Below are 14,545 nucleotides of genomic sequence, written 5' to 3' on the forward strand. Positions count from 1 at the left end.
CTTGAAGGCTCAGTATATGCAGTCCTGCATCGCCCACCTGCAGAACACCGCCGGCGATCTTAATGTCTTGGCCGGCAGCGTGACCAATCCCGAAGCCAAACAGGAACTCCAGAAGGCCTGCGCCTCCCTGAATGCCTGTTTGCAGGAGTGCCGGACCGCATTGGACAAACTCGGTCAACCAACTTAGGTGAGGGCCGGAAAAACGGCCCGGGGAGGTGGAATCGTGGCACTGGAAAGTGAATTCTTGCGGTCCTGCCTGGGAAACTGCCTGATCGCGATCAGTGACCTGGAGCATTTACTCTGCATAATCGATGATCCGGATGCAGTAAATGCCCTGCAGGCCGCACGGCAGTCCCTGGACCGGTGCGTGGAGCACTGTGAGTTCGCCTACAAACTGATCTAGGACTCGTCCCGCTCCTTGACCCGTCGCCGGCCGGAGTAGATCACGCCGCCGGCCAACACCAGAAGGGTGATTAGAAGCGCTGCACCCAATATCTCCAACGCAAGACTCATTGCCGGCTTACCCCTTCTCCGGGCCGTTCCGTGAGCCCCGACTGGGGCACCGGCTCCCGGATGCGCCACAGCAAGTAAAAAGACAACACCCCCAGTCCCAACACAAGCACGGCTTCCCAAAAGCCCCGTTCTCCACGCATTCCCTCGCCCCCTTAAAAGCCATTGTTTCCCCGGGGGCTGAGTTTATGCGTCCCTATGGGGCCGACATCTGCCCAAACCACCGTACAACGAAGGTGAGCGCCAATACCGCGGCCACAAAAATCGCCACATGCCGGAAAACCAGGTTTGACTGCTTTGACCGGGCGCTCTTTTTTCCCCGGGGCAATTCAAACTTGATCCGGTCACCGTCAAAAGTGGTCCGGGCCTTCCGCTTGCGGGCGGCGTCAAACTGGTAGACGTTGCCCTTCCGGCGCGCCTCTTTTTCGTCAGTCTTCGCCGTCATCGTGACTGGGATACTCCCTGTCCAGCAGGTCCGTGTATTTGTCTGGAATCGGAATAACGTGGGTCTTTGGTTCCTGACCCGCGCCGCCGATCTCAAATACGAGGTCGTATCCGTGGCCGGAGGCGCGCTTTTGCGGCCGCCAGTAGTTGAGAGACTTCCCTGGCGACGAGACTGCCTCCGCGACCGTCTGGTCACACCAACGAAAGAATTCTTCCCGGATCGGTGAATACAACTCCACCAGGACACCCCCAATCATCATATTCGCGGGCGCCGCCGGCGCCCGGATACCTACCGTCAGCCCCCGCCAAAGTTGCGCATGATCCAGAAAAACGCCGCCACTACCGCGACCAGCAGTATGATTTCCGTTATCCGCATCGGCATACCGCCCTTCCACAATTCGCACTCTATATATTTTACCAGTTTGAAAGCTAAAACACCACGTGCTGTCAATGCAAGTCCGTGTCAAGACTTAGTAGGCGATCTCCCAGCCGATTTAATTTGAATTAGACCGTAGACCACCTCGGTGAACTAATCTCTCTTACTATGTGCTTGACCCAGTGTTTTCCGGCGTGCGGTCCTTCAAGGGCGGGCACGTTGGCTTGAAGCCAGGCCTCGGGATCTTTGCCGAAGCGTTTGGGCAGTTGGATTGCCTCGGCTCCGACAGCCTTTTTCAGTAGGTCGAACCGGGGTTCCGAGTGTACCACGTATCTGTCCAGCTCATCATTAGCCCGTACCGCTAACAGGCGTCCCATCCGTTCCGCACCGGCCGGGCTCCAACGCGCCCCAATCCGCTTTGTTCGCCTGGCGATGGTGTGACGGACCTGGCCCTCGATCGCACCTAAACGGTCTCCCTCCGGCAAGGCGGCGATACCTTGCCAGTTAGCCAGGAGATACTCCTTAAGCCGCATGATCCCGTTACGGCGTGCACCCCGGTTGACCCGAATCGCCTGGTCCAAGGCGGAAACTACCGCATCTTGGTTTAGCTCGGCTAACCCTTCGGTGACAGTTTCATAGACGTTGCTGCTGTAACTTAAAGCCTCGGTTAAACGCCGGCGCAGGTGGAAGGGGTCAAGGTGGTAAGTCGCCCCGGGGAACATCTCCAGGCCTTGTTTGATCCACTCGGCGCCGTCCCCACCAATGCGGATCCGCTCTACCCTGCTAAGGTCCCACTTGTGGCCGAAGGCCGCCCCGGTGTCTTCCCAAGCCACCCGGCTGCCCCTGGCGGTGGCCACCGTGTAACGGTTCACCAGTTTCCGGGTCTTTTGTTCCCTGCCCTCGTAGCCGATAAACAGCTTGATCTCACCAAACGCCTTGGGCGACCGCTGCAAGGGTATTACTACACCATCGGCTTCAATGGATAACTCCCGAACCTCCTTGCCGCCTTCAGGGACCACACCGTCTTCAAAGACGGCCTCGCGTAGTGCCTCAGCATCCCGGGCGGCCTTTTCTCCAGCATCCTGAACCTTAGACCAGACGGTCATCCAGTGAATCCCCGGTACTAGAAAACCCATAACCCGGGCCGCGCGCCTGAAGGGCATCTCCGTGCCTAGCTCCAGGATCATACGGGTCATCCGCGGTGTCACCCGTTGGCGTTCAGGGATTCCCAAGGCTTCGTCCAGAAGGAACCGGTACGCGCCGGTCTTCTGGTTACGGTACAGTCGGCGCTTAACCGTAATCTCACCGAAGCTGGTGACCAGGGTCCGCGACCGCTGTCCCACGTTCTTGAGGGCTGGATCCCGCTTGCCGCTTAACTCAAGGTCAATGTGTGCCAGCGCCTCCTCCAGCATTTTGCCGCCTGCCTGTTGAACCAACCGCTGCACCCGCTCTTCCAACTCATCCATATTGCGCACCGACCTGAACACCTCAAAAATTCCCTTAGCCAGAAACAGGACTACCTCAAGCAGAAAGCGAATCTTGAACACCTCACTCCTTTGGCGGGGAGGGCTTCCCCTCAGGGGAAGCCGTTTTGAGGTCTCACTTCTATTTCCGACCTCACATCTCCTACTTAAACCTTACACTCACTCAATGCAAAACCCCGAAAAGGGGCTTTCTTGTTCCCTTACCAGAACACGGCCTGTTTACAGCCTGGATTGAGGGGGCATTCTATTCAACACATAATGGAACAGAGGAGTGGTTACATATGTCTCCCAAAGACAAGAAATTGGCCGGAAATAAGGACCAGAAACTGACCAACCCCGATGTGAACCCGATTTTGAACCCTGACGACGACCTGGGTGACAACATCCTGGTCGCGCCCGAGGTTACCGATCCCGGTAACACCACCAGAGTGAATCCGGACAATACAGATTTGAACAGACCCGATTTCGGCTGCCCCCCCCGGTAGGCTACTGCCGGCCGGACGAGCAAAGCCGGCGCCCCCGGTTTAGACCGGGGACGCCGGCGTGTGGCCGGCGTTTTGGCTTGCGCTGGCTGTTGAACTACCTTTTCTTTTCGGCCTCGGATTCCTGCCTTTCAGTCCACGCGCCTAAGCCCAGGGATTCCTTGGCCGCTTCCCAGGTGCGGGAGATGACGTTGTCGTTTTTGTCCTTTTTACCTTCGTGACGGGTCCGGTGCAACTCTGTTTCGTCCTTCCCTGTTTTCAGGTCGTCGGCTGCCATGCACATCACCTCGAATCCTAGCATGCACGCCGGTCAGGACAAATATACGGACCTGAAAAGAAGCAAACATCCCTCGCGCTTTTCAAAGGGCACAAAGGTTGGCAGGATATTGTGAGGTCAAAGTAGAAGAGTTGTCTATCCCAAAACTGCTGATTGACGGGGCGTTTGCCTGATGAATAATCTGGAACAGCTCCTGGACCGGCTCTGTAATTACCTGCCGAAACCGGCGGTGGACGCTGCTCTTGAGCAGCTTGGGGGCCTCTCTGGCCGCCCTTCCGGCGCCCGAACTCCCTGTCCCCGGCGCTGCCCGGAACTCAGCCCCTGCCGACCCGTGCCCGGTCAAGGTTCGCGCCGGAGCCGACTGGTGATCCTGGGCGAGGCCCCCGGTACAGATGAGGACGCGATAGGGCACCCGTTCGTCGGTCAGAGCGGCCTTTTGCTCACCGCCGCTCTGAACAGTCTGGGAGTAGACCGGAACCGGGTATTCATCACAAACGTGGTGCGGTGTCGCCCGCCCAATAACCGGGAACCGCATTCCGCCGAGCAGGAGGCCTGCCGGCAGTTGTTGAAGGATGAGCTTACGGGCTTGCCGAGCGGGGTGGTAGTCTTGACGCTGGGGAACGTGCCGCTCCGGTTCATGCGCGGGACGTCCGGTCCCGGAGTCACCGCCTGCCGGGGAGTCTGGCTGGAGAGTTTCCGGTGGCAGCGGAGCCTGGTGGCCGCGGTGATTCCGACCTACCATCCGGCTTTTGTGTTGCGGCGCCTAGACGGTGACATCTTGGACCAGTTCGTGCGGGACATCCGGGAAGCGGTCGGCCTGGCCCTTGCCCTCCGCTGGCCCGCCTTCCTCAGCGCTTACTACCATTCCGGGTTGAGTGGATCATAGCACACCGGCTAGGGCCGTGTTTCGCCTGTCAGCCTGTTGTACTCGTTCAGTTTGGAATCCAGTCTTCTGCTCACCACCTGGATTTCCTGATCTTGCAGTGTCTCCTTGTTTTCGACCAGCTTCTGGAGCGTGCAGCGCAATTGTTCGATTTCTTCGAGCAACTCCGTTCGCCTACCCGAAAACAATATTCGATCCCTCCCGATTACACAAATAACATTTATTGTCTTTTATTGTAGTTCCAGCGTGGAACCCTGTCAACCAAATTATGCCTATGCCCAGTTTCAACAAGGAACTGTCGAATAACGGGGGTTTATGTTAGACTGATGACGAACAAGGTGTGTAAAGGGGAACCTAGGTGGATTTCGCTAGAATCTCCGATACCGATCTACCACCGCTGCATGATGACAGTGCAGCCGGCTACCTGGAATCCCGATCAGTACCGGAGCGGATTTCGTAGTGGAAATCAGTGGCCGGGACCTTCTCTGGACCGGGATATGCTCCAGATGACCTTGTCCTTTGCCTTGGCTTGGCCGCCGACACGGACAGTTAAGCGGCCGTCGTCATCACCGGCGATATCGGCCGCCAAGAGTTGGTGATCTCCCACATGTAAGACAAGAACTCCCTTCCTGTGCTTCTCGAGCATGGAAGGAAGCCTGACATTGTGCTTTTTCTGGTAGCCCCAACGGGACTCGAACCCGTGTCTCCGCCTTGAGAGGGCGGTGTCCTAGGCCGCTAGACGATGGGGCCACGTATGTGATTTATTTTGGCTGCGGGACTAGGATTCGAACCTAGACTAGATGATCCAGAGTCACCCGTGCTACCGTTACACCATCCCGCAGAGTAAGTCGCGATTTGAATTATAGCACATGAAAGGCCTGCCGCGCAAGTTATCCTTTCGCGTTGTTGACCTCTCAAGAGCATGCGTCAGTCCTGTTCGCGTTGTTCACGTTGGCACCGATCCAAGCTATCGCCCGGTCGAGCCGCAACAGGCACTCTTCCTTCCCCAGGACAGCGATGATATCAAAAAGCCCCGGCCCCACGGTCCGGCCGGACAGCGCCAGCCTAGTCGGGTGGATGAGCGTGCCCCCGGAAACGCCGAGTTCCTCGATGACCTGCCGGAAGGCTTCTTCCGTGCCCTCGACGGTAAACCGGCCCGCAGGCAATCGGGACAAGGCGTCCCGGCCCCGGGCCAGGATGTTTGTCACCCCCGGCTTGGTAAAGTGCTTGCGCACGCCCTTGTCGTCGTACTCGAAATCGGACCGGTAAAAATAGGCGGACGCGTCGCGGAGTTCTGCCAGGGTGTGGACCCGGCTGCGCACCGCCTCCACCACCCGGCTCAGGTAGTCAAGTTCCGCGGGGTTCGGAGTTGCACTCAGATACCCCGCCTCCTGCATGAAAGGCCGTACCGCCTCCACCACCCGGGCCTGCGGCAGTGAATTCAGGTACTGGGCGTTCAGCCAGGTCAGCTTCTTCACGTCGTAAATGGCGGCGTGTTTGGAAACCGCGTCCAGGCTGAAGGAGGCCACCAGTTCTTCCACAGTGAACTGCTCCTGCTCGCTCCCCGGCGACCAGCCCAGGAGCGCCAGGTAGTTGATCAGGGCTTCGGGCAGAAACCCGTCGGCCCGAAACTCGTCCACGGCGGTGGCCCCGTGGCGCTTGGACAGCTTGGAGCGGTCCGGAGCCAGGATCATGGGCACGTGCACGAACTCGGGGAGCGCATACCCCAACAGGTTGAACAGGACGATTTGCTTCGGCGTGTTCGAAAGGTGCTCTTCAGCCCGGATGACGTGGCTGATGCGCATCGCCCCGTCGTCGACCACGCAGGCGAAGTTGTACGTCGGGCCGCCGTTTGACTTCATCACGATGATGTCGTCCAGCGTGGCGTTATCGAAGCCGATCTCGCCCCGGATCCGGTCTTTGACCACCGTCGTCCCGGTTTTGGGCATTTTCACGCGTAGTGCCGGCCGGATGCCGGCCGCCTCCTTCTCCCGCCGCGCATCGTCGGTCAGTTGGCGGCAGCGCCCGTCGTAGCGCGGCACCTCACCACGTTGGCGGGCCTCCTCGCGCTGGGCGGCCAGATCCTCGGGCGTGCAGTAACACCAATACGCATCACCGTTCGCCAGCAGGCGTCGCGCTTCCTCTCGGTAAAGCTCGAACCTCTCGGACTGCCGGTACGGCCCGAACGGGCCGCCCCGGTCGTAGCCTTCGTCCCAGTCGATACCAAGCCAGCGCAAGCTGGACACAATCTGGGCCGCCGCCTCGTCGATGTTCCGCCCGGTGTCGGTGTCCTCCAGCCGGAGGATGAAGGCCCCTCCGTGGTGCCGGGCAAAAAGCCAGTTGAAAAGCGCGGTCCGGGCGCCGCCGATGTGCAGGCTGCCCGTGGGACTGGGCGCGAATCTGACCCGTACCGTATCCATAGCATCCTCCCATTGTTTCCGACTGCGACCGGGGAACGACAAGGGACGGTTTTCTCTGCGGCCAGTATGACGGGGAGAGGGTTCTCCTTCGCGCGCAATAGACTCCCGTATGCTGGTTTCCGGCCGTTCCCAACTCCTGTATTATAATTCCTTATTCTGTCCCGTGTAAAGCGCTGTCTCCGCCCTCCAGCCTCAAAAGCCGGTCTTTTAACTCCGGACCGCCGCCGAATCCCCCCAGTGCGCCGCCGGCACGGATGATCCGGTGACAGGGCACCACCAGCGGGGTCCGGTTGGTCCCCAGAGCGTTGCCCACCGCCCGGGACGCCCGGGGCCGGCCCACTAGCCGGGCCAACTCTCCGTAGGTGCGCGTTTCCCCCCATGGGACCTCCCGGACGGCCTCCAGCACGGCGCGTTGGAACGGCGTGTAGCCGGACCAGTCGACCGGTATCAGGTCAAAGTCCACTGCCCGCCCGGAGAAGTAGGTTTCCAACCGGTCCGTTAAGAGCCTGTCAAGCGGCTCCGGCGACAAAACCGCCTCCTCTCCAGTCACGCCCAGGCTCGCAAGCTGAGCCCGCGCCGCTTCGGCGCCGGCCTGCGGGAACGTCAGCGCCCTAAGGCCGGACTCCGTGCGGGCGAAACCGATCCAACCGGCCTGAAGCCGCACCACGACCGCCGGCAAGCGAAGCACCCCCTCTCTTGACTGAATGGGAGTTCCTTCTCCGCTCCTTGGGGGATTTCCTGTTCCCCCGCGCTTTACTCCTCGATGGAAACGGTAAAACGGCCCTCTTTGCGGAGCAGCTCGCAGCGTGTCACCCCGCGGGAACGGCTGAACCGCAGATCCACCGTGCCGCCGCGTACCCGCATGTTCTGGACGGTCAGCTCTCGCAGCCAGCCCGGCAGCATCGGTTTCGTGACCTGCAGGCCCTTCCGGGAGCAGCTCAAACCCAGTGCCGCCTGCAAGAACATGAACATGGCCCCGACCGCCCAAGCCTGGGGATCACAGGCGATGGGGTAGCGCACCGGCTCCCCGGTGGGGCGCCTCGCAAACCCGCAGAAGAGTTCGGGCAGGCGCTGGTAGGGAAAGTGCTGCGCCGCCTCGAAAAGGCCGGTGAACAGTTGTTCCATCTGGTTCAGGAAGCCGTACCGGCGCAAGCCCGCGGCGATAATGGCGTTGTCGTGGGGCCAGACCGATCCGTTGTGGTAGCTCATCGGGTTGTACGCTTTTTCCCACCGGCTCATGGTTCGGATGCCCCAGCCGGAATGCATGTCGGGCCGGAAGATCCGCCGCACCACCTGGGCAGCCGGCCCCGGGTCCAGAATGCCGCTCCAGAGGCAGTGTCCCATGTTTGAAACCACGGTGGACACCAGCCGCTTCTTTCCGTCCAGGGCGAATCCCAGGTACTCTTCACCCGGCACCTGGAAATCCCGGATGAAACGCGCCTTCAACCGCCGGGCCTCGGCCCGCAGCCGCCCGGCCCCGTGTTCGTCTCCGAGCACCTTGAAGAGCCGGGCTGCGTGCTCCAGGGCGTGGTACCAGTAGCCCTGCACTTCGACGAGTGCAATCGGCGGTTCGGCCAGGTTTCCCTCCGGATCGGCCACAGCGTCCCAGGAATCCTTCCAGCCCTGGTTGTTCAGCCCGCCCTCCACCCGGCCATGGTACTCCAGGTAGCCGTCCCCGTCGAGGTCCCCGTACTCCCGGCACCAGGCCAGGGCGGATTCCAGGTTCTCCCGCATCTCTGTCAGCAGCGCCCGGTCTCCCGTCCAGGCGAAATACTCGCCCAGGAGGACGACAAAAAGTGGCGTGGCGTCGACCGAGCCGAAGTAGGGTGTGTGCAGAATCTCCCCGCAGTTGGCCATTTCCCCGCGCCGCAGCTCGTGCAGTATTTTCCCGGGTTGAACCTCGCGGCTCTCGTCCACCCCGCGGCCCTGGTAGCGGCCCAAGAAACAAAGCGTGTCGCGGGCCAGGTCGGGGTTCAAAATCAGGGTCTGGATGCCGGTAATCAGGGAGTCCCGGCCGAACGGCGCCGCGTACCAGGGAATACCCGCCTCGATGATCCGGCCGTCCGGGTAGGCGGCGTACAGGGCCCGCAAGTCGGAGGTGTACCGTTCCAGCATCCGGTTGAACACTTCGTTGTCGCTTGCGAATATGGTGCTCCGGCTGCGCCACTTCCGGTGTTCTTCGGCCTGTTCGCCGACGGCGTTCCCGAAAACGATGTCCAGGCGCCGACCGGACCACTCCGTTACCACTTCCTCCCCGGGATCCAGAAGCGGGCGGACCAGCCAGGTGAGGTACACCTTGCGCTGGGGGGGCAGCACCAGATCGAAGGTGCACAGCACCCCGTCCCCGCTCTCGCGGATGTCCCCGGGCGGCGGGTCGAACACCGCGTGGCAGCCCCGGACAATCCCGTCCAGCCCCCGGTAGCGAAGCAAAAAAGAACTCTGTGAACGCACCATGGGGAGATGGGTCCCGCGCCGGAGCCGTCGCGCCCCCCGGATTTCGAAGATGTCCCGGAAATCGGCACCCATCAGCACCTTCAAGGGGACGGACACCTCGAACTGGTTGTAGTTCACCAGCCTCAGGCGCTGGTACAGGGCGCCGCGTACCACCCGCACCAGGCGCAGGTGAATGCTCTGCAGCGGCAGCCGGACCCCGCCGGCCGTCTCGAGTTCGGGGTTGGTCAACTCAACCTGCCCGAAATGGCTGCCGCGGGTGGATGAGGAAAGCAACACCGGTCGGGTGTTGCTGATGAAATGCTCCAGGCAGCTCAAAAAACGGGTGTCCTGGTAGTACAGGCCCAGACCGGCCAAGCTCTGCCCCGGGACATCCCCCCCGGGCAGGCTGGTCAGGAAGAGGTTCCCTTCCTTCAAAACCTCGAAGGATTCCTCGATCTCCCGGGGCGCAATCCGCAAGTCAAGCATGCGCACCTATCACCAGTTCGCCGGGGGCCACGGCGCGTTCTCTGTCCGCCACCACTCGCCGGTAAACATTCAGCGTGTTGTCAACCATAGCCGACAGGGAAAACCTTTCCCTGGCGCACCGCAGGCCGTTGGCCGCGAGCCGCGCCGCCTCGACCGGGTCGTCGAGGATCAGCAGGCAGCGCTCGGCCAGTGCGTGGTAGTCGCGTCGGGGCACGACGAAGCCGTTGAAGCCGTCCTCAATTACTTCGGGCATCCCGCCGGATCTGGTGACCACAATCGGGGTGCCCGAGGCCAGGGCTTCCAGCATCACCAGCCCAAACGGCTCTTCGAAAATGGACGGGTACACCACCACGTCGGCCACCCGGTACATGTCGGCGATCTCGTCCCAGGAGAAAAACCGGATATACACATCGTCCTCCAGTTTCAGGCCGCCGATCAAGGCGTTGATCTTCTGGATCTCCGGACCCTGGTAACTGCCCCAGTCTACCGTCTTTTCGGTGCCGGCCATCACCAGGCACAGGTTCGGCAGTCTTCTCTTCATTTCAGCGAAGGCCCGAACCACGAAATCCGAACCCTTGGCCAGGGACATCCGGGCTGGGTGGAACATCACCCGGCGGCCCCGCAGCCTCGGGTGCCGATCGAGAATCCGTTCCCGTTCCGCGGCGCCAGCCGGGGTAAAACGCTCCAGGTCCATGCCGTGGTGCACGACGTGGACCCGGGACGCCTGAAACCCATTCTTCACCAATTCCCGCTTGATAAAACGGCTCACCGCGATCACCGCGTCCCAGGCCGACCGGAAGGACAGCATCTCGCGCCACAGTTCGTCGTCCCAGACATTGTGAGCAGTCAACACCAACGGGATGTTCTCCCGGCGGCTGATCCGGGCCAGCACCCGGGCATGCACCGGGCTGAAATAGTGCATGTTGTGGACGTGAATCAGGTCCGGCCGGGTCTTTTGGATGAACGCGGTCAACTCGTCCCGGATGTCTCCGGCCAGCTCCTGAATTCTGGACAGTGTACCTAGACCGTTGAGGTCCATCAGCGGGGTGCGGGTTACCGTCATTCCCCTGTAATCGAAAGTCTCACGCCCGTCGACGGACCCGGTCAGGAGGTTGACGGTGCAACCCCGCGCCACCAGTTCCGGACCCAGCATCATCAGGTGGGTCTCCACCCCGCCGATGATCGGCGGGAAGGCCCAATGCAACTTGGAAATACGCACAAAATCCAATCCTCCCCTACACTGTAAGTTCTAATCGTGCACATTAATACTCTATCAATACTTATCGCCGAGGTCTAACCATATTCTCCATTCTCCGGACTCAAAACCGGCGTGCACAACAGCGTTAATAAAAGTTTTTTATACAGAGGATAATAATATGGTTGAAATTAATTCCTGGTGATAAAATTGAGGAAATGTTTGGACTAAGGGGTGGAGTGTGTGGACGCCCCCAGATTGACTTCCCTGACGGTCGGCGGCGGGTGAGCGGCCAAAGTCGGGCCTGAGGCTCTGGCCCAAGTCTTGAATCATTTACCGGCCATGGAAGACGCCCGGCTGCTGGTGGGAATTGAAACGGCGGACGACGCCGGTGTCTTTTTGATTAACGACGATACGGCGCTTTTGCAGACCGTCGATTTCTTCACGCCCATCGTTGACGACCCGCGCCGCTTCGGCCAGATCGCAGCCGCCAACGCCCTGAGTGATATCTACGCCATGGGCGGCATCCCGCTCACGGCCCTGAACATCATCTGCTACCCCACCAAAGAGGGGCACCTGGACGTCCTGGCTGAAATACTGATCGGCGGGGCGGAAAAGGTCCGGGAAGCCGGCGCCGTGATTGTGGGCGGGCACAGCGTCGAGGACAAGGAACCCAAATACGGCCTGGCGGTCACCGGGATCGTGCATCCTGATCTGTTGGTACGGAACAGCACGGCTCGGCCGGGAGACCGGTTGGTGCTCACCAAGCCTCTGGGCACCGGCATCGTCACCTCGGCGGTAAAAGCAAATATAGTGCCCGCCGAACTCCAGGAGGCGGTTACGGTCCAGATGGCTGCCTTGAACGACCGGGCGGCCCGGGCCATGCGCGAAACCGGGCCTTCGGCCTGCACCGACATCACCGGTTTCGGACTTCTGGGGCACGCGCTGGAGATGGCCCGGGGCAGCAAGGTGGGTCTGATTTTCGAGGCCGGCAGTCTGCCGGTCATCGAGCGGGCTCCGGAATACGCCGCCCTGGGACTGATCCCGCGCGGGGCGCACGCCAACCGCTGCTTCATCGGCGAGCACGTGTCCTTCGAACAGGACGTGCCGCTCGCGCTCCAGGACCTGATGTTCGACCCGCAGACTTCGGGCGGGCTTTTGATCGCCGTTCCGGACAACCGGCTCCGCACGCTGATGCACAAGCTGGCGGAGTACGGGGTGTACGAGGCGCGGATCGTCGGCGAGGTGACCGACGAGCTTTCCCCAGGCCGCATCCTGGTCCGCGCCGGAAACGGGGCCACGGCGGAATAGGCCAGAATTCAGAATTCAGAAGAGAAGTGGAAGGATTCAACCTCAATCCGGCAAGTAACCGCTGTTTTTTCTTTCGCGACCAGGTCTTCAACCAGAAAGCACCAGTAAAGTGTTTTAATGTTACCGCATCCCGAGCCGGATAGCATTATACCAGAAGCCGCAGCAACACTTACCTGCAAAAACGGTAAACAAACTTCTAACGTCCATCCGCGCAGGCGCAGCGGCCGCCGGCGCAGTCGCCGCCGTGGTGCCCATGCCCGTGGTGCTGGCCGGAATGGTCGCACAGGGAGCCGCTGGACACCAGCTTGCCCGCGACGAAGTCCCGCAGCACCTGGTCAACCGGGCCCGAAGCACCCGTAATAACCTTAATCCCGTTGTCTTCCAGCACGCGTTTGGCTCCCGCCCCGATACCGCCGGCGATGGCCACGTCGGCCCGCAGCCCGGTCACCACGCGCGGCCCGCCGACGTCATTCGGCACCGTCCTTGTCTCTTTAATGGTACCGTCCTCAACCTCGCTGACCGTGAATTCGGGGCAGTGCCCGAAGTGTTCCGAAACATTTCCGTCAGCCGTAGCAATGGCAATTCTCATGCTGATCCCTCCATTTATTTATGAACGTATGCCTGTTACTAAGGCTACAGCAAATTAAGGGTATATGTCAACAACTAAAGAACCAGGCTGGAAAGAATGGCAGGAACCGGGGCTTTCTACCGGGCGCCGTGATGCGCTTCTACGGTGGCACCAGGGGCCGGTTTAAGGTTTCCGGCGGTGAACCGCCTCAAAGCCTCTTCCACCGTGCCAGTCAATTTTTTCACCGGACCACCATCCTCTTCACGGCTGCGAGGAGTGCCTCAAACCGCTCCGCGTAACCGGAAATGCTTGCCGCCATTTCCCCGCGGGAGTAAGCCTCCGCCACCCGCCGGTCATCGGGAATCTCGGCCAGGATCTTGACCTGCCTTTGCCGGCAAAACTGCCGGGCGCTGTCGTTGTCTTCATCCGTCCGGTTCACAACAACCGCGTGGGGGAGGCCCAGCTCCCGCACCATGTCGAGAGCCAGGCCCAGGTCGTGTAATCCGAAAGGCGTCGGCTCGGTCACCAGAACCACCAAGTTCACCCCTCGGATGGCGGTGATCACCGGGCAGGAAGTTCCCGGAGGAACATCGATGACCTGCACGGCGCCCCCACCTGCCGCCCGCCGGACCGCCTTGATCAAGGGAGGGCTCATCGCCTCCCCCACACGCAGCCGACCATGTACAAAGGTCACTGGTCCGGCCCGTCCCTTCTCGACGATCCCTACCAGGCGCTCGCCTTCGGAAATCGCCTCCGCGGGACAGGCCAGGAAGCACCCGCCGCAGCTGTGGCACATCCCGGGGAAAGTCAGAATCATGTCTCCCACCGCTGCGATCGCCCCGTACCGGCAGATCTCGGCGCAGAGGCCGCAGTGAACACAACGGTTCAAATCCACCTTCGGGACAGGGACCGTAACCTTCTTCTCCTCCGTCAGGCCGGGTCTGAGGAATAGGTGGCCGTTCGGCTCCTCGACATCACAGTCCACGTACCAGACCGGGCGGCCTTGCCGCTCCAGCACGTAGGCCAGGTTGGTGGCCACGGTGGTTTTCCCGGTACCGCCCTTGCCGCTGGCCACGGCCACCGTAAGCGGCTCACTCATCCTCATTCTCGCCCTCGGCCTCACCCTGGTTCTTTTCCCGCCGCAGAGTGTTAAGACGCGCTTTAACGTGCTTTAAGGCCCTCTCCAACTCAGCGGCCTGCTCCGACAAGGTTTCGACCTCATCCTCGCGGGTCGCCGGGCCGTAGGATAGGCCCCAGGCGTACGCACGGCCCCGTCCCGGCCCGCCGAACCAGCAGCGCCGGCCGCGTCCGCCCCGGCAACCGCCGAAACCCCAGGCGCCGAAGCGTCCGCCCTGGCCGAATTCGGGGGCGGTGTAGCCCGGCGCGGCGGCGCCGCCGCACAAACCAAGTCCTCGTCCCGTGCGCGGTCCCGCCCCAAAGGGACCGGTCCGATCTCCAGCAGGCATAAACTTATCCCTCCAAAAAATTTATTTCCGGACCGGCATATCAGCTTTACGCTCCACGCCCGGCCCGTCTTCCCCGTCCGCCACCTTGAAACGGATCATAACCTTGACCTATGCCGCTACTGCATCCTGCTCTGCGATCCCGGCCGGTACCGACACATCTTGCGCCGTGAATCCGGTCGCCCCGCTTACGGTCGTCCGGGACTCGGTCCT

The 14,545-nt window shown here is 61.2% G+C and carries 18 protein-coding genes and 2 tRNA genes; 5 read left to right on the forward strand and 15 right to left on the reverse strand.

The window, feature by feature from the left end; translation table 11 throughout:
• Position 1: 1 nt before the first annotated feature.
• Positions 2-187, forward strand: a complete 186-nt coding sequence (locus DAUD_RS07735; protein WP_041570879.1) for a hypothetical protein — start codon at positions 2-4, stop codon at positions 185-187.
• Between the two features lie 36 nt (positions 188-223).
• Positions 224-403 carry a hypothetical protein gene (locus DAUD_RS07740; RefSeq protein WP_012302609.1) on the forward strand — a complete coding sequence of 60 codons (180 nt, stop codon included), beginning with the start codon at positions 224-226 and terminating at the stop codon, positions 401-403.
• 106 nt (positions 404-509) lie between these two features.
• Here DAUD_RS07740 and DAUD_RS12515 read toward each other — a convergent pair whose 3' ends face one another.
• The 4 genes from DAUD_RS12515 to DAUD_RS07755 form a co-directional block, all read right to left on the reverse strand.
• Positions 510-653 (reverse strand): hypothetical protein, encoded by a 144-nt coding sequence (locus tag DAUD_RS12515; RefSeq protein ID WP_166485153.1) that lies wholly within the window; start codon positions 651-653, stop codon positions 510-512.
• 53 nt (positions 654-706) lie between these two features.
• Positions 707-955, reverse strand: a complete 249-nt coding sequence (locus DAUD_RS07745) for a hypothetical protein (protein ID WP_012302610.1) — start codon at positions 953-955, stop codon at positions 707-709.
• Positions 939-1,358 carry a hypothetical protein gene (locus DAUD_RS07750; protein ID WP_166485154.1) on the reverse strand — a complete coding sequence of 140 codons (420 nt, stop codon included), beginning with the start codon at positions 1,356-1,358 and terminating at the stop codon, positions 939-941. Before DAUD_RS07750 ends, DAUD_RS07745 begins: the two co-directional genes overlap by 17 nt.
• Before the next feature lie 100 nt (positions 1,359-1,458).
• Positions 1,459-2,877 (reverse strand): ISLre2-like element ISCde3 family transposase, encoded by a 1,419-nt coding sequence (locus DAUD_RS07755; RefSeq protein ID WP_012301193.1) that lies wholly within the window; start codon positions 2,875-2,877, stop codon positions 1,459-1,461.
• A gap of 218 nt (positions 2,878-3,095) precedes the next feature.
• On the opposite strand from DAUD_RS07755, the gene DAUD_RS07760 reads away from it, so the two are divergent.
• Entirely contained in the window at positions 3,096-3,299 is a 204-nt protein-coding gene (locus DAUD_RS07760; RefSeq protein WP_041570881.1) for a hypothetical protein, read from the forward strand.
• Positions 3,300-3,393: 94 nt separating this feature from the next.
• Here DAUD_RS07760 and DAUD_RS07765 read toward each other — a convergent pair whose 3' ends face one another.
• Positions 3,394-3,579 (reverse strand): hypothetical protein, encoded by a 186-nt coding sequence (locus tag DAUD_RS07765; protein WP_041570882.1) that lies wholly within the window; start codon positions 3,577-3,579, stop codon positions 3,394-3,396.
• A gap of 166 nt (positions 3,580-3,745) precedes the next feature.
• On the opposite strand from DAUD_RS07765, the gene DAUD_RS07770 reads away from it, so the two are divergent.
• The gene (locus DAUD_RS07770; protein ID WP_012302614.1) at positions 3,746-4,459 is read left to right on the forward strand and encodes a uracil-DNA glycosylase; all 714 of its coding nucleotides are present in this window, start codon (positions 3,746-3,748) and stop codon (positions 4,457-4,459) included.
• An 8-nt stretch (positions 4,460-4,467) separates the two neighbouring features.
• On the opposite strand, the gene DAUD_RS12080 is transcribed toward DAUD_RS07770, so the two are convergent.
• The 7 genes from DAUD_RS12080 to DAUD_RS07805 all read right to left on the reverse strand — a co-directional run bounded on the left by DAUD_RS12080 (position 4,468) and on the right by DAUD_RS07805 (position 11,014).
• Positions 4,468-4,644 (reverse strand): aspartyl-phosphate phosphatase Spo0E family protein, encoded by a 177-nt coding sequence (locus DAUD_RS12080; RefSeq protein ID WP_166485155.1) that lies wholly within the window; start codon positions 4,642-4,644, stop codon positions 4,468-4,470.
• Between the two features lie 486 nt (positions 4,645-5,130).
• Positions 5,131-5,206 (reverse strand) — tRNA-Glu (locus DAUD_RS07780).
• A gap of 17 nt (positions 5,207-5,223) precedes the next feature.
• A tRNA-Gln gene (locus DAUD_RS07785) sits at positions 5,224-5,297 on the reverse strand.
• Positions 5,298-5,370: 73 nt separating this feature from the next.
• The gene (gene gltX / locus DAUD_RS07790; protein WP_012302615.1) at positions 5,371-6,876 is read right to left on the reverse strand and encodes a glutamate--tRNA ligase; all 1,506 of its coding nucleotides are present in this window, start codon (positions 6,874-6,876) and stop codon (positions 5,371-5,373) included.
• A gap of 151 nt (positions 6,877-7,027) precedes the next feature.
• Positions 7,028-7,555 (reverse strand): methylated-DNA--[protein]-cysteine S-methyltransferase, encoded by a 528-nt coding sequence (locus DAUD_RS11625; RefSeq protein WP_012302616.1) that lies wholly within the window; start codon positions 7,553-7,555, stop codon positions 7,028-7,030.
• Positions 7,556-7,629: 74 nt separating this feature from the next.
• Positions 7,630-9,795, reverse strand: coding sequence for an amylo-alpha-1,6-glucosidase (locus DAUD_RS07800; protein ID WP_012302617.1), 2,166 nt, complete (start codon positions 9,793-9,795; stop codon positions 7,630-7,632).
• Positions 9,788-11,014, reverse strand: a complete 1,227-nt coding sequence (locus DAUD_RS07805; protein WP_041570884.1) for a glycosyltransferase family 4 protein — start codon at positions 11,012-11,014, stop codon at positions 9,788-9,790. Before DAUD_RS07805 ends, DAUD_RS07800 begins: the two co-directional genes overlap by 8 nt.
• 219 nt (positions 11,015-11,233) lie before the next feature.
• On the opposite strand from DAUD_RS07805, the gene selD reads away from it, so the two are divergent.
• Complete coding sequence (gene selD, locus DAUD_RS07810; RefSeq protein ID WP_083756629.1) at positions 11,234-12,301, forward strand: selenide, water dikinase SelD; 1,068 nt, start codon at positions 11,234-11,236, stop codon at positions 12,299-12,301.
• A 196-nt stretch (positions 12,302-12,497) separates the two neighbouring features.
• Here selD and DAUD_RS07815 read toward each other — a convergent pair whose 3' ends face one another.
• The 3 genes from DAUD_RS07815 to DAUD_RS07825 form a co-directional block, all read right to left on the reverse strand.
• A complete protein-coding gene (locus DAUD_RS07815; RefSeq protein ID WP_012302620.1) occupies positions 12,498-12,890 on the reverse strand; it encodes a NifB/NifX family molybdenum-iron cluster-binding protein in 393 nt (130 codons plus the stop codon).
• Positions 12,891-13,110: 220 nt separating this feature from the next.
• Complete coding sequence (locus DAUD_RS07820) at positions 13,111-13,974, reverse strand: ATP-binding protein (RefSeq protein ID WP_012302621.1); 864 nt, start codon at positions 13,972-13,974, stop codon at positions 13,111-13,113.
• Positions 13,961-14,335, reverse strand: coding sequence for a DUF5320 domain-containing protein (locus DAUD_RS07825; protein WP_012302622.1), 375 nt, complete (start codon positions 14,333-14,335; stop codon positions 13,961-13,963). Before DAUD_RS07825 ends, DAUD_RS07820 begins: the two co-directional genes overlap by 14 nt.
• Positions 14,336-14,545: the final 210 nt, after the last annotated feature.

The organism is Candidatus Desulforudis audaxviator MP104C (assembly GCF_000018425.1).
Lineage (GTDB): Bacteria > Bacillota > Desulfotomaculia > Desulfotomaculales > Desulforudaceae > Desulforudis > Desulforudis audaxviator.

Excerpts from the sequence above, each read along its gene's own strand:
- DAUD_RS12515 (WP_166485153.1), bottom strand. The coding sequence starts at position 653 with ATGCGTGGAGAACGGGGCTTTTGGGAAGCCGTGCTTGTGTTGGGACTG.
- DAUD_RS07745 (WP_012302610.1), bottom strand. The coding sequence starts at position 955 with ATGACGGCGAAGACTGACGAAAAAGAGGCGCGCCGGAAGGGCAACGTC.
- DAUD_RS07760 (WP_041570881.1), top strand. The coding sequence starts at position 3,096 with ATGTCTCCCAAAGACAAGAAATTGGCCGGAAATAAGGACCAGAAACTG.
- DAUD_RS07765 (WP_041570882.1), bottom strand. The coding sequence starts at position 3,579 with ATGTGCATGGCAGCCGACGACCTGAAAACAGGGAAGGACGAAACAGAG.
- DAUD_RS07770 (WP_012302614.1), top strand. The coding sequence starts at position 3,746 with ATGAATAATCTGGAACAGCTCCTGGACCGGCTCTGTAATTACCTGCCG.
- gltX (WP_012302615.1), bottom strand. The coding sequence starts at position 6,876 with ATGGATACGGTACGGGTCAGATTCGCGCCCAGTCCCACGGGCAGCCTG.
- DAUD_RS07800 (WP_012302617.1), bottom strand. The coding sequence starts at position 9,795 with ATGCTTGACTTGCGGATTGCGCCCCGGGAGATCGAGGAATCCTTCGAG.
- DAUD_RS07815 (WP_012302620.1), bottom strand. The coding sequence starts at position 12,890 with ATGAGAATTGCCATTGCTACGGCTGACGGAAATGTTTCGGAACACTTC.
- DAUD_RS07820 (WP_012302621.1), bottom strand. The coding sequence starts at position 13,974 with ATGAGGATGAGTGAGCCGCTTACGGTGGCCGTGGCCAGCGGCAAGGGC.
- DAUD_RS07825 (WP_012302622.1), bottom strand. The coding sequence starts at position 14,335 with ATGCCTGCTGGAGATCGGACCGGTCCCTTTGGGGCGGGACCGCGCACG.